At 47.6% G+C, this 14,114-nt stretch carries 12 protein-coding genes and 1 tRNA gene; 10 read left to right on the top strand and 3 right to left on the bottom strand.

Annotated elements, in window-relative coordinates; all coding sequences use genetic code 11:
* The first annotated feature begins 347 nt into the window (after positions 1-347).
* The 3 genes from K2Y22_09575 (at position 348) to K2Y22_09565 (ending at position 2,912) form a co-directional block, all read left to right on the top strand.
* The gene (locus K2Y22_09575) at positions 348-836 is read left to right on the top strand and encodes a hypothetical protein (GenBank protein MBX9878695.1); all 489 of its coding nucleotides are present in this window, start codon (positions 348-350) and stop codon (positions 834-836) included.
* Positions 837-1,124: 288 nt separating this feature from the next.
* The gene (locus tag K2Y22_09570) at positions 1,125-1,817 is read left to right on the top strand and encodes a ThiF family adenylyltransferase (protein MBX9878694.1); all 693 of its coding nucleotides are present in this window, start codon (positions 1,125-1,127) and stop codon (positions 1,815-1,817) included.
* 33 nt (positions 1,818-1,850) lie between these two features.
* Positions 1,851-2,912 carry a tetratricopeptide repeat protein gene (locus K2Y22_09565; protein MBX9878693.1) on the top strand — a complete coding sequence of 354 codons (1,062 nt, stop codon included), beginning with the start codon at positions 1,851-1,853 and terminating at the stop codon, positions 2,910-2,912.
* Here K2Y22_09565 and pyrE read toward each other — a convergent pair whose 3' ends face one another.
* Positions 2,913-3,515 carry an orotate phosphoribosyltransferase gene (gene pyrE, locus K2Y22_09560; GenBank protein ID MBX9878692.1) on the bottom strand — a complete coding sequence of 201 codons (603 nt, stop codon included), beginning with the start codon at positions 3,513-3,515 and terminating at the stop codon, positions 2,913-2,915.
* A gap of 80 nt (positions 3,516-3,595) precedes the next feature.
* On the opposite strand from pyrE, the gene K2Y22_09555 reads away from it, so the two are divergent.
* From K2Y22_09555 to K2Y22_09545, 3 genes are all read left to right on the top strand, one after another.
* Positions 3,596-4,351 (top strand): gamma-glutamyl-gamma-aminobutyrate hydrolase family protein, encoded by a 756-nt coding sequence (locus K2Y22_09555; protein MBX9878691.1) that lies wholly within the window; start codon positions 3,596-3,598, stop codon positions 4,349-4,351.
* Positions 4,348-5,340: a GDP-mannose 4,6-dehydratase gene (locus tag K2Y22_09550; protein ID MBX9878690.1), complete on the top strand. Its 993-nt coding sequence runs from the start codon at positions 4,348-4,350 to the stop codon at positions 5,338-5,340. Before K2Y22_09555 ends, K2Y22_09550 begins: the two co-directional genes overlap by 4 nt.
* Before the next feature lie 12 nt (positions 5,341-5,352).
* Positions 5,353-5,426, top strand: a tRNA-Met gene (locus K2Y22_09545).
* 136 nt (positions 5,427-5,562) lie between these two features.
* Here the strand turns inward: K2Y22_09545 and K2Y22_09540 are convergent.
* Complete coding sequence (locus tag K2Y22_09540) at positions 5,563-6,327, bottom strand: TonB C-terminal domain-containing protein (protein MBX9878689.1); 765 nt, start codon at positions 6,325-6,327, stop codon at positions 5,563-5,565.
* Between the two features lie 111 nt (positions 6,328-6,438).
* Between K2Y22_09540 and tilS the strand changes: the two genes are divergently transcribed.
* Together tilS and ftsH are read left to right on the top strand one after the other, a co-directional pair.
* Positions 6,439-7,872, top strand: a complete 1,434-nt coding sequence (gene tilS, locus K2Y22_09535; GenBank protein ID MBX9878688.1) for a tRNA lysidine(34) synthetase TilS — start codon at positions 6,439-6,441, stop codon at positions 7,870-7,872.
* A gap of 116 nt (positions 7,873-7,988) precedes the next feature.
* A complete protein-coding gene (gene ftsH, locus K2Y22_09530) occupies positions 7,989-9,962 on the top strand; it encodes an ATP-dependent zinc metalloprotease FtsH (protein MBX9878687.1) in 1,974 nt (657 codons plus the stop codon).
* 16 nt (positions 9,963-9,978) lie between these two features.
* Here ftsH and K2Y22_09525 read toward each other — a convergent pair whose 3' ends face one another.
* Complete coding sequence (locus K2Y22_09525) at positions 9,979-11,127, bottom strand: tetratricopeptide repeat protein (GenBank protein ID MBX9878686.1); 1,149 nt, start codon at positions 11,125-11,127, stop codon at positions 9,979-9,981.
* Between the two features lie 327 nt (positions 11,128-11,454).
* On the opposite strand from K2Y22_09525, the gene K2Y22_09520 reads away from it, so the two are divergent.
* Together K2Y22_09520 and K2Y22_09515 are read left to right on the top strand one after the other, a co-directional pair.
* Complete coding sequence (locus K2Y22_09520; GenBank protein MBX9878685.1) at positions 11,455-12,951, top strand: aldehyde dehydrogenase family protein; 1,497 nt, start codon at positions 11,455-11,457, stop codon at positions 12,949-12,951.
* A 177-nt stretch (positions 12,952-13,128) separates the two neighbouring features.
* On the top strand, positions 13,129-14,106 hold the full coding sequence (locus K2Y22_09515) for a phosphodiester glycosidase family protein (GenBank protein ID MBX9878684.1): 978 nt from the start codon (positions 13,129-13,131) through the stop codon (positions 14,104-14,106).
* The last annotated feature ends 8 nt before the right edge of the window (positions 14,107-14,114 follow it).

The following is a 14,114-nucleotide window of genomic DNA, read 5'->3' as shown; positions in this document are numbered from 1 at the left end:
GGCCACCCGAAGATCAGTCAGGCAATATGCCGGCGCACCTAAGATCACCCCACTCAGGGAAGCTAGAGCCGCTACTATATAAATGGTACGACGCACTTTTCTGAAGGGCCCAGTACTAGTAAAACGGCGATTATTATAGGGTTTCGGGGTTATTTGCCGCTAGGCGGTTGATTAAATCCAGCCTGATCTTGACAAATGTATTGCACACAACAAAATCACGCTTGACTTCCGTTTTAGATCCGGCTAATCTATCCTCACCGTTTGGAACCCAACAATTTTCTCCAGACGCTCTACACAATCACTTACTACCGAGACCATCTTTTAGAACTTTATTGAGGAGGTTCTTCATGCGATCCAACCTTACCACCATTGCAAGACTTGGCGTACTTGCTGCTTTTGTAGTCGGACTTTCCGTCTCCTCACCAGCATTCGCGCAAAGCCATGACACACAAAGTACTGGTTACCAGTCGGAATTCTCCGGCGGCAACACCGTCGGTGGCGCTCCACAACTAAAGGGTGCCGGCAACAGCACAATCGGTCCACAAGGACAAGATGCTACTGAAATTCGTGGTGTCAACACTGCAGGTACCGTACGTGTTAACAACTTGGCCAACTTAGAAGCCTTGCTTAACATCATTGCCAACGGTCTGGAAATCCTAGGTATTGCCTGGGGTGGACCAACAATGATCTGGGGCTTCATGCACATGGCTGCTGGTACTCAAGATGCGCTCAAGCGTGTACTTAAGGGTGCAGCCGGTGTAACCGGTGGCTTAGCAACACCTGGTGCCATCAACTGGCTCGTTGCTTCTGCCCGTGACGCCAACTTGTTCAGCTAACCAGCTAACGACCAAGTTACAAGTTCACCAAAGGCCCAAGCGCCAAAGGTAATACCTTTCCCCCGCCAACGCCAGCCAGAGACCTCCCGCAAGGGGGGTTTTTGGTGTTTATGGACTTTCTTGCACGGGCTGCGGGGCAAAGGTATTACCTAAGGTAGATCCGACGAGACATTTAGTCTCGTCTCCTTCCCTTCAACGCCAGCCAGAGACCTCCTGCTTTAAATACGACTTCGCCTTCGGCTGGTCTCCTCGGGTGCCGCTGTATACTGGCCCAAAGGAGAACAACTGGTGACTTTAAAACCTGAACAACTAGCACGATACAAAAGTCAGTTGGCTTTGCCCGCGATGAGCGAGGCAGCGCAGCTGAAGTTGTTAGACGGAGCTGCACTAATTCTTGGACTTGAGGGAACTGGTTCGTCAGTGTCCCGGCATTTGGTGAAGGCGGGAGTTGGACGGATTGGGCTCGTGGACAGCAAGGGGAAGTGTGATTCGGCGCTGCACGAACTGGGCAACCTTAATCCTGACGTGCACGTCGTGGGACATTCAGTGGATTTTGATGCGCACAATGCGGAAAGTGTTGTTCGTGAGTACGACGTTATAGTTGATAGTTTGAGTGATTGGCAAAGCAAGATCCTTGCTTCTGATGTGGCGATGCACTTAGAAAAGGCGTTGGTGCATGGCGGACTATTTGGTTTTTCGTGTCAGGTGTACACGATGGTGCCGGGGCGGTCGGCGTGTTTGAGGTGTGTGTTGCCTCTAGTTGGGCTGGAAGATGTGCCGATGGAAAAGTTGAGTGCAGATTTTGCGCCGACGGTGGAAGTTGCGGCGGCTATGCAGGCTAGTGCGGTTATTAGATTAATTGCCGGGCTGGGGGGAATTGGCGGAGCATCGTTAATTCAGTTTGATGCGCTGACGCCGGAAACGTCAGTAATACGTGAATTGTCGGCCCGAGCGGATTGTCCTGATTGCAGAAGATCATGATGAATTTCGCTGGGCATGCTAGATTTAGCTGGCATGCATATTAGATGGGTTAATTTGGTTGCAGCGTCCCTGGTTATTTCGACCGGGTGCGTCTTCGCGGAAACTATTGGCGAAGCTCCTGACGATAAGGGACATTTGGAACTAGGCGAGCGTTTTGTAAAGCGTGGCGATTATACAAATGCGCTAATTGAATACGAGTTGGCGGTCAAGGCGGAGCCGGAAAATATCAAGGCTCAATTCATGCTGGGCAAGGTATTACTTGGGCTGTCTGATTACAAACGGGCAGAGAAGTTGTTTCAGGAAGTTGTTTGGGCACGTCCAAGAAGCTCAGATGCTCATTTGATGTTGGCTGAGTCGAAACGCTTGCAAGAGAAGTTTCGCGAAGCATCAGGACTTTATCGAAGAGCGATAAAGTTGAATCACAAGAATGCTTTGGCTTATGCATACTCGGGTGAATGCGCGCGTACGTTAGGTGACGACAGCGGCGCCATATTTGATTGCAAAAAAGCGTTGGAGTTGGACGCAAATCTTATTGTTCCACACATAGTGCTGGCAGATTGTTGTTTAAAGGCGAATCTACCAGAAGTTGCTTTGTATCATCTAAAACAAGCAAATACACTAAACCCCAGTGATGTTCTGCTGCATATTCGTTACGGCAACACATTGGGTAAACTCAGCAAGTGGGAAGAAGCGCTGCCGGAATTCAAACAAGCAGTTGAGCTTGCACCGAGATCACATGAAGCGCATTTAGGTTTGAGCTGGACTTATGCCAGCACGGGCAAAACAGATGAAGCCTTGCAAGAAGCGCGTAAAGCGTTAAGCCTTTCGCCGGCGAGTGCTGATGCTCACGCAACACTTGCTTGGATTTATCAAAAGAAAAACGATCGCGCAGCCGCTACTGCTCACTACAAAATTGCCGTCAAACTCAATCCGACAAGTGCGCAATTACGTCATGCGCTTGCTGATTGTCTTAATCAATCAGGAGACTTGCAGGGCGCTATTGCTGAGTTGATTCAGACTACACGACTAATGCCGGATGATTACGAAGCTAAGCTTTCGCTCAATAGTCTTCTTGGTCAAGATATTCAAAACTAGTTAGGTCTTGTGTTTTGTCGTTCCAGGCTTCACAACTGGTGAGCCTTCTTTGCACATTGGGCAATCAGCCGGATCAAATGTCTGCAATTGCGCAGTGAGCAAACTAAAAAATGGAATACCAAAATCAATTTTCCCGCCGGAGCGATCAATGATCGTCGCTACTGCTAGTGGTTCGCCGCCTAATTTGCGTACAAGATCAACAACCTTCATTGCTGAACCGCCGGTAGTGGTGACATCTTCCACTACGATAATTTTTTCTTTGGGCTTTATCTCAATTCCACGACGAATTTGAAATTCGGTACCGTCAGCGCGCTCGGCAAATATGGCGCGCACCATTGATGATGAAAGCTTATCCAGCGCGCTTGCCATAAAGACTTCCCAGTGGACAGCTCCTAGCGCCGGTCCTACAACAGCATCCGGCGTGATGCCGGCAGCCATGATTTTCTTAGCCATCTCGTCAGCCAGAGTCGCGCCATGCCTGGGGAATTGCATGATTTTCTGACACTGCATGTAATGATCGCTGTGCAGTCCACTCGACAGCAGGAAATGTCCTGTCTGAATAGCATCTACTGACTTGAGCAAGGTTTCAATATTGTTAGACACCTGACACCTCTTGGCTGATTTGGGTTTAATTATAGGCGTTCTGCGGCTTCCATTTAACACAATTGTTGTATGCTGTGGACATGAAACCGCTTATTGGCATCAACATGGACGTCGAGGCTGGTCCGCCGGCTAAGGCTTCAATACAAAACCTTTACATTCAGGCTGTGCAAAAGGCAGGCGGCATTGCGCTTGCTATTCCGCCAATGCCGGATGAAGATCTCAAACTGTTAATTGCAAAATTAGATGGACTGGTTCTTATCGGTGGTCGGGATTATTCGCCGACACGTTATGGTGAAGAAGCATGCCCCAAAGTACAGCAAATTGATTCAAACCGTGAAGACTTTGATTTTCGTCTTATAAACATGGCTTTGAAAGACACACACATGCCGGTCTTAGGCATCTGCGCCGGCTTCCAACTTTTGAATATCGCTCTAGGCGGCTCACTCATGCAGGACATTCCGTCCGACTTGCCGGATTCACCAGTGCACCATTCATTGCCTCCAGGCAAAACATTGGCAGATTTTGCTGAAGGCTTCATGCGTCACTCGGTAAATATTTTTCCAGACAGTCAATTGGCTTCGATGTATCCAAAACAATTGACAGTGCCGACATCTCATCATCAAGGGATTAAGGACTTAGGCAAAGGACTCAAAGCAACAGCAAATGCCGATGACGAAGTTATTGAAGCGGTGGAACTTGTTGACCGTCCATTTACGATAGGCGTGCAATGGCATCCAGAGCGTGACTACTCCGGCAACAAGAAATTATTCGAGGAGTTCATCAAAGCTTGCAAAACAACTAACGCAACGCAAGCATTTGCAGGGAAAATATCGTGACAAATCAAAATCGCAATGTACTGGTAACAGGTGGAGCAGGATTTATCGGCAGTCACTTAGTTGATTATTTGCTCGCTGAAAAGAATCGCGTCGTTGTTTTAGACAACTTCAATAAGTTCTACAATCCGGCTGTCAAACGCCACAACATCATTCAGCATCTGAAAAATCCAGCCTATCAATTAATTGAAGGCGATTTGCGCAGTGACGAAGATCTCGAAAGAGTCTTTGCTCAAGGGCCATTTGATGCAGTGGTTCACCTGGCAGCAATGGCTGGTGTACGCCCATCACTAATTGATCCTGCGCACTACATGGACGTGAATGTCACCGGAACAGAAAAGCTCCTCAAGCACGTCAATGCGCAAGGACACTCTTGCAAATTTGTTTTCGGCTCATCAAGTTCTGTTTACGGCAAAAGATCCGGCGAACGTTTTTCTGAAAACGATCGCATCGATCAACCATTGTCCCCTTATGCCGCATCAAAAATTTCCGGGGAATTGAGCTGCTACACAAGCCACTACAATCATGGACTGCCTGTTGTTTGTTTGAGATTCTTCACTGTTTTTGGACCAAGGCAAAGACCGGATTTGGCAATTCACAAATTTGCCAAACTAATTGAAGCCGGACAACCAATTGAAATGTTTGGCGATGGGACCAGTAAGCGTGACTACACTTACGTCGCTGATATCGTATCTGGTATCACTAAGGCTATGGAATACAAGGCAACTGACTACGAAATCATTAATCTGGGCAGGGGCGAGCCTGTTTATCTTAAAGACATGATTGCCTCCATTGAAGAAGCCTTAGGTAAAAAAGCCTCCATCATTAACAAGCCCTTTGAAATTGCCGATATGCCCTACACCTACGCGGATATCAGCAAGGCACGCCAATTGCTGGGTTATGAGCCCCACACAACCTTTGCCGAAGGTATTAAGCAGTTTGTTAACTGGCACTCATCGTTACTTGACATGACACAAGGCAGCCCTGCATAATCAATACCCCATGGCACGGTAGCTCAGTTGGTTAGAGCACGCGACTCATAACCGCGATGTCGGGGATTCGAATTCCCCCTGTGCCATATTTATGCTCCGGCTCCAGCGAAGCGCCTACGCCTTCGCTTGCCATCCGGCTTTTCCACGCTCTCGCTCTGGATTGCTCTGTCGCAATCCGGCGCTCCGCTGTTGCTTGTGCTGCTGGGGCGTTTTTTTTACTAACTATCTTCCTGGAATTACCTGACGTTCGACATCGCCGAACTTGTGATATTGGAAGTTGTCGCTAGTCGCGGTACGAATACAGGCCGCTTGGCTCACGAAAGGACGCTTCGAGCGATCAGGAAACTTGAGAATTTTCGTGTCTTCCAAGTCTTTGACCGCCTGCAAGACTGCGTTGTCGAATTCAGGAAATCCCGATGAGTTCAATATTTTCAATTTCTGAATTTTTAGAGTTGGTGTTACCTGACAGATAAAACATGCCTCTGTACCTAGAGGATATTTGCTGCGCATTACTCTTCTTTGCGCATCCCATCTGTAAGCATCATCTCCCTGATTGTTGATAATGCCAATTGTGCCCAATTGCACTGCACGCAAAAGACGATTGCGCCAGCGATCCCATTCAATCATCAATTGCTGATCTTCTGCATCAGGGTCACCCGCTTGCAAATTCGCGCCATTCTTTCGAGCATTGCCTTTCAACATCCCGATTTCTTTGTCGAGTTCGCCAACGCCAGGTTCTTCCTGCCAGCCGGAATCGTCAGCACGACCTTGCAATGAATCTTGCTTTGCGCTCCCCTTGAGATAGTCAGCATCATCAGTTGATGGAGATTGCGTTTCAAATTGATAGCGGCTATCGCCTGATTCCAGATGTTGGGTTTCCACACGTCCTTTGATAGGCTCGCGTTTACCGCTTGTCTGAGCATGAACATCCAATATCCAGCAACCAATTACCCAACAAATGGATAAGAGTGCCAATATAAGAAACATCTCGCGCTTGCTCATAAATTTACAGACTATCTAGGATAGGTCTTGTTCCCTTTTCAATCCTGCTAACATAACAACAACTCCAGTTTACATGGCAAAATGCCAAAGAACCCAATGGCAAGCGATAATTCCGAGCAAGTTAATGCATTTCTGCAGTCCGCCAAGGACGGTCTATTAGAATCCATGGCGCTTGCTCAGAGCATAATGCCTGAGTGCAAGCCATCTATTCTTGTCGGCTTGTCGGGTGGCGTTGATTCAACGACGCTTTTGCTCCTCTTAAATTCGCTAAAAAGCGAACTCAATTTCAAGCTGTCTGCCTGCCACGTCAATCATCATGTACGACTAGAAGAAGCTGATAAGGATGAGGAATTTTGCCGCGAGCTCTGCGACAAATTGTCCATACCGCTGACTGTCGAACATTTAAATGCACCAAGTAATCTTGAGACGGTATCGGAAGAGAAACTTCGTCAATCACGCTATGAGCGACTGACTAAAGTTGCAAACGAAAATGGAATTAGTCTCATTGCCACCGCTCACATCAAGGATGATCAGGTGGAGACACTTTTGTTTCGTCTCTTCCGGGGAAGTGGACGTCCTGGACTCGTCGGCATGCCTATGGTGCGACGCTTAAGCGACGACGTAATTCTGATAAGACCTCTGCTCAATATTGCCCGTTCAGATTGCCAGGCATATTTAGACAGTTGCGGGCAAGAAGCGCGATTGGATTCGTCCAACAACAATATCGCCTACAGACGAAATTTCATTCGTCACCGCGTCATTCCGGTAATCAAAGAGCAATTTGCCAATCTGTCAGAAAGCATGGAAAGATTTCGCAGTCTCAACGAAGAGGAAGAAGCATTCATAGCTTCTGCTGTAAACAAAGCTCTTGTTGAACTTTCTGCTACTAACTTAGATCACTGGCAAAGACACCTCTTTCTTTCATTGCCTGCTGCCATCCAACGCCGTGTCCTCTGGCAAGGACTGAAATTTAGAGATGTTGAACCGTCTTTCGAGCGAATTGAGGGATGTCGCAAAGCTATTTCCCAACAATCGGCTGTAAGCTTAGATGAAAACTGGGACTTGCGCTCAACTGCCGACACTATCATCTGGCAGGATAAAAATGTGGGGACGGAAAATGCCGATCCCTGGCAGATCGAACTGAAAGTACCGGGAACGACCCCACTCTTGCGCCTTGATCATGCGCTCCAAATTGAAGTGCTGGATGAAGGAGTCTCATCTTTTCCACCAAGCAGTGACTTAACTGCCGTGGCTGACCTGTCTCATGCAGCCTTTCCTCTGGTTGTCAGAACAAGAATGGCAGGAGACCTAATTCAGCCATTTGGTATGCAGGAGATGGTTAAGCTGAAGAAATACCTTCACAACCACAAACCAAGTGGAAAAACTCCGTTTGCCAACATAGTTGTGGCCGACCAGAGGGAAGTCCTCTGGGTACCGGGTATAGGTTTAAGTGACAAGCTCAAGGTGACAGGAAAACCTTCACACTTACTTACATGGCTGAAATTGGCAGCAGACAGCGCTATTTGTTGATGCGAGCGCACCTTGACAAATGCTCTCGCAAAAGGCTTGAAAAGCCCTCCTAGGCGAGCGTTCGGGACATAGTGCTACCATGATATAATCTGATGAAAGAGAAGTGAGGAAACATAATGAGGAAGTACGGGACAACCGGCGCCGTTTTCTTTTTGCTTATTGTTTTGATGGTTTTTGTCTTTTCGCTGACCAGCGTCAGCAAGAGAGAAGAGCCTTTGACCTACTCGCAGCTATCTCAAATGCTGAAGTCGGACGAAGCTAAAAACATCAAGAAAGTCGTTGTCACCAACGGCGAAACAGTTGTGCAAGTTCAGATGCAGAACTCGCAAGCAGAGCGTCCTGTCATCGTGCCGGCTGAAGCTAAGTCTGATTTAGTTCGCGAACTCAATAAGGCAAATGTACCTATTGAAGTTAGAGAACCGGACAAATCAAGCTTCTGGCTTTCCATGCTTTCTTCTTTCTTCCTGCCGATTCTTTTACTGCTGGGCATTTTGTTTATGTTCCGCAGCGCTCAATCGGGTGGCAATCAAGCAATGAGTTTTGGTCGCAGCCGCGCCAAGCTAATGCTCGACAGCAAAGTAAAAGTAAGTTTTTCCGACGTTGCCGGAATTGACGAAGCCAAACAAGAGTTGCAAGAGATAGTCGACTTCTTAAAGAATCCAGAAAAGTTTCAAGCACTTGGCGCTCGCATTCCACGCGGTGTCCTTCTTGTCGGCGCGCCTGGTACAGGTAAGACACTTCTAGCGAAGGCTGTCGCCGGCGAAGCTGGTGTTCCATTCTTTAGTATTTCCGGATCTGATTTCGTTGAAATGTTTGTCGGTGTAGGCGCCTCTCGCGTGCGCGATTTATTCGAGCAGGCTAAAAAGCATGCTCCTTGTATTGTGTTCGTTGATGAAATAGACGCCGTTGGTCGCCAGCGTGGCGCAGGTCTAGGCGGCGGACATGATGAGCGCGAGCAAACTCTCAATCAATTGCTTGTCGAGATGGACGGTTTTGAACCGAATGCCGGCATCATTGTTGTTGCAGCTACCAACCGTCCGGATATTCTCGATTCAGCACTATTACGTCCGGGTCGTTTTGACCGGCAAGTAGTCATTGACAGACCGGATGTGCTTGGTCGCGAACAGATTCTTTCAGTACACAGCAAGGGCAAGCCTCTTGCTGAAGGCGTTGATCTCAAAGTATTGGCAAGACGCACACCAGGCTTCACTGGTGCCGACTTATCCAATCTTATTAACGAAGCAGCTCTAATTGCAGCACGCAACAACAAGCGTGAGATTGAAATGCACGATCTGGAATTGGCTATAGACAAAGTCATAGCTGGTCCGGAGAAAAAGACACGCATCATTTCCGCCAAAGAGAAAGAAATGACCGCTTATCACGAGATAGGGCACGCTCTCATGTGCGTCCTTCTTGAGCATGCGCATCCGCTGCACAAGGTAAGCATTATTCCTCGTGGATTCGCGCTTGGTCTGACAATGTTCTTGCCAGAAGAGGACATCATGACTCAGACAAGATCGCAGCTAATAGATCAAATTGGCGTAAGCCTCGGTGGTCGTGTAGCTGAAGAAACCGTCTATGGTGAAATCACAACCGGTGCTCAAGATGATTTGGAAAAATCCACCAAACTCGCTCGCCGCATGGTTACTGAATTCGGTATGAGCGATAGACTTGGTCCGATGACATTCGGCAAGCGCAACGAGCATATTTTCCTCGGTCGTGATTTTGGTCACGAGCGTGACTACAGTGAAAATGTTGCCACCATAATTGATGAGGAAGTAAAAAACCTCATCAGCCAGCAACATGAACGCGTAAGAGATTTGCTCATCAAGCATCGCCCACACATGGATGCCATTGTGAAAGTATTGCTTGAAAAAGAAACTCTAGAGGCAAAAGAGTTCAAAGACATCGTTGAAGAAGTTGATCGCAAGCTTAACGGCGGCGGAAGTTCCTCCAGCGACTCTGACGGCAACGACAAACCATCAGCTTCAGCAACAACCTCTGATTCGTCAACAGTGATAAAGACCGGCGAAAAAGAGCCTCCGCAAGATCCGGAAGGCAAGCCTGAATTCAAGCCTAAATTCGCTTAATTCATTTACTTAAAAGCTATTGAGCTGTTTGCTCTTTGCCGGAGCTGGCAGTTGGCGGCTTCTTCTTCGGCTGCAAAGGCATAGATTTCGGTGTCTCAAACTTGAGAGTACCAAGCCCTTGAAATAAATTGTTTTGTCCGGTGCCCACAGCAGGATTGTATTTGAACAAGTCTTGCGAAAAGCCTGACTGTCCGCGTAATTGATCCATATGCATGCGAATTTGTGACGCCATGGTGGCATCTGTTTCCAGCATCAATGAATTTTCAAACTCCGTCAGAGCTTCATTTATTTTGCCGGCCTTCTCGAGCAAAATAGGCAAAGCATAAAGGACATTCTTGTCAGTAGGATTCAAGTCCCTTGCCTTTTTGAAGTGCTCCATTGCCTTTTCATTATCGCCTAATTGCAAATGCGCATTACCCATTGATGCGTGGGCAAGTGCAAACTTCGGCTCGTCTTTGACAGCTAATTCATACTCTTCCAGAGCTTCTTTCCATTTGCCGTCTGCAGCCAGCATGTCACCTTTAGCGTTATGCGCTTCCGGATTTTTAGCCTTCATCTTGATAGATTGATCAATATGACTAATGGCTTCGGCTTTATTGCCCTTCTTAAACTTAACTACACCGAGAAGGAGATGCGCATCAGCAGATCCTTTCGGAGATTTTTCCACCGCATGAGTCAGATGCTCTTCGGCTTTTTCTAGATTACCTTTTTGCAAATGAGCGGTACCAAGTGCACTATGAACTTGTCCTGGATCAGAGCCGCTTTCAGCAGCTTTAGTCAAAGCCTCGATAGAGCCGTCTAAATCATTTTGCGCTCTGAGCAAATTCCCCAATATCAAATGCACGTCTTTCGTATTCGGCTTCAAGCGAATTACTTCGTGACACTCGTCAATTGCTTTTGCAAAATCTTGCTTCTGAATGTACAAGCTAAGCAATCCCATATGGCACTGCACCAAATCCGGCTCCATTGCCAAAGCTTGTTTATACGCACGAATGGCACCATCAATATTGCCATTGAAAAACATCAATTCGGCAAGGTCCATTTTGGACTGCGCACTGCCTTTTGCCTGAACAGGCACGGCAACGCTTAATGAGCCACCAGCAAGAAGGCTTACAGCCAATAGATTGATTACTAAACCTGAGGACGCCTTGCGTGCGACGCGCATGCCTCTAATTCCCTGGGATGCCACAACAAAGTTCCTTAACCACCGAACCACATAGTTTTACCTTAACACAGAACCAAAATCTTGCGTGGAAATTCACCTTGAAAGCCTGCTCAAAAGCGAATCTTGCCGCTTGACTGCCCGGCTCAAACTTGTCATCCACAAAATCCCCACAAATGCGTCACACATGTTTAAAGCTACCTTATATACCCAGCATTTAGGTAGCAAATATTTGATAATTGGCTTGGATACACAGCTGAGCAAGAGCTGCCAAAAGCAGGTCGGCAAGCAATTCCTGTACTTCACAGTTAAACCTACTGGAGGTTCCTCATGGCCGTAGTCCAAGAAAAAGAATTAGCCTGCAAGGCATTTCTCTCAGGCTCACCCAAGAAGCTGCTTATTGGCGGCAAATGGGTTGATGCCGAATCCGGAAAAACATTTGAAACACTAAACCCAGCTACAGGCGAAGTATTAGCCAAAGTTGCCGAAGGCAGCAAAGCTGATATCGACAAGGCAGTTACAGCCGCTCGCGATGCTTTTGAAAACGGTCCATGGCGCAAGATGAGCTCTTACGAGCGCGGTCGTTTGCTCTACAAACTCGCCGATGCAATTGAAGCTCATGCAGATGAATTTGCACAATTAGAAACTCTCGATAACGGTAAGCCAATTCGCGAATCGCGTTATGTCGATGTGCCGCAAGCAATCGAAACATTCCGCTACTACGCTGGTTGGGCAACCAAAATCGAAGGCGAAACAGTCAACGTAAATCCAAACTTCTTCAACTACACGTTGCGTGAACCAGTTGGCGTTGTTGGACAAATTATTCCTTGGAACTTTCCGCTCTTGATGGCAGCCTGGAAATTGGCTCCAGCTCTAGCATGCGGTAACACACTTATCCTCAAGCCGGCAGAACAGACACCATTGTCAGCTCTGCGCTTGGGCGAACTAGCTTGTGAAGTTGGATTCCCTGAAGGTGTCATTAACATCGTCACCGGATTCGGCGAGAATTCCGCAGGCGAAGCACTCTCAAGACACATGGATGTCGACAAGATTGCTTTCACAGGCGAAGACAAGACAGGCAAAAAGATTTTGGAAGCTTCCACAGGCAACTTGAAGCGCGTATCGCTCGAGCTGGGTGGTAAGGCACCAAACATCGTATTTGCTGATGCCGACATCGATGCTGCTGTAAAAGGCGCCATCACAGGTATCTTCTTCAACCAAGGTCAAGTCTGCTGCGCAGGCTCCAGACTCTTCTTGGAAAAATCAATCCAAGATGAGTTCTTGACCAAGCTGAAAGAAAGAGCTGAAGGCTTGCGTCAAGGCAACGGTATGGACGAGAAGACCCAGATAGGTCCTCAAGTCTCCAAAGAACAACAAGAACGCATCATGAGCTACATTGAAGCCGGACAAAGAGAAGGCGCCAAGTTGGTTTGTGGTGGCGAGCGTCCAGGCGGCGAATTGGCCAAAGGCTACTTCGTCAAGCCGACTGTCTTCTCAGGCGTCAACAACAACATGAAGATTGCCCAAGAAGAAATCTTTGGACCAGTGTTGTCCGTACTCAACTTCGGAAGTGTTGAAGAAGTTGCTGAACAAGCCAACAAAGTTGCATTCGGATTGTCCGGTGCAGTCTGGACCAAGGACATCAAAAAGGCTCATAAATTAGCCTCACAAATCAAAGCTGGAACAGTCTGGGTTAACTGCTACAACGTATTTAACGCAGCAATTCCGTTTGGTGGCTACAAGCAGAGCGGCTACGGTCGTGAACTCGGCAAACACGCAATTGAACTGTACACACAGATAAAGTCCGTCTGGGTTGACATGTCCTAGTTCTATGTAGGGGCGCATTGCATGCGCCCTTTTACTTTTGTTGCAAAAGAGCCGGTGTAACAACCGGCTCTTTTTTGTTAAGAACCTCCCACAGCCAATTAACTCCACCAGTCATGACAACTGTGTCGGGCTGTTGGGTTGCTAAACTATTAGCTATCTAATTTTGAGGTGATTTGCATGCAATTGTTTTCGAAACTAGGCATTACGGTACTTTCTGCTCTGGCAGTAACCATAGGCATGACCCAATTTGCATCCAACTCGTCCCATGCCCTCGATCGCCCACGCATAGCTCCGCCATCGCAATGGCGCGACTTGCAGCAACCAAATTATCTATATCCCGGCGACGGTGCCATCTATTACACATTCACAACAAAAAACGGCAGCAAAGCACATCTTCTTGTCGTCAATTACAAGACAGGCAAATGGCAATTGCGTCCTTTCGTGAATGACAGCACGGCAACCGTTGGAGAAACAGCAGAAAAACTTGGAGCAGCGGCAGCCGTAAATGGTGGCTATTTCAACCTCACCGATGGTGTCAGCACAAGTTATGTTGTCATAGACGGCAAGGAAGCAACCAATCCAAAAACCAATGAAGCCCTGATAAAAAATCCAAAGCTGGCAAATTTCCTGGAAACCATTTTCAATCGCAGCGAAATTCGTTTTCTAGAAGACAAAAAGCACCAGCCTTATATCGACATCGCATTGCACAATGCACCTATTCCTGAAGGAACAAAACTAGTCAGTTCACTGCAAGCAGGACCGCAACTCGTGCCGAAACTAACTGAAAAAGACGAAGCTTTTGTGCGCACCGAATCCGACGGGAAGGAAGCGGATTCAATTTCCTGCTTGAGACCGGCTGCACGAACGGCAATTGGTATCACTGATGACGGAAATGCTTTACTGCTTTGCGTCGCTGGCCCCGGACAAGAAGAAGGTTCGCCAGGATTGACGCTAAAAGCACTTGCCGACCTTATGACGAGTTTGGGTTGCACGAAAGCAATAAACTTAGACGGCGGTACTTCCACAAGCATGTACGTACGCCTGAGACCGGAAGCTGCTGATCAACCAACAATGCCCCCAAGAGGCAAGACTGTGCTCACCAAGTTACCCGAGACCAAAGTGAAATCAGCAATTCTGGTAATGCCTGGTAAGTAGAACGAAAA

The sequence above is a fragment of the Candidatus Obscuribacterales bacterium genome (genome assembly GCA_019744775.1).
Lineage (GTDB): Bacteria > Cyanobacteriota > Vampirovibrionia > Obscuribacterales > Obscuribacteraceae > SBAT01.
Note: the sequence above shows the minus strand (reverse complement) of the source record. Positions and strands in the feature narration are given on the sequence as shown.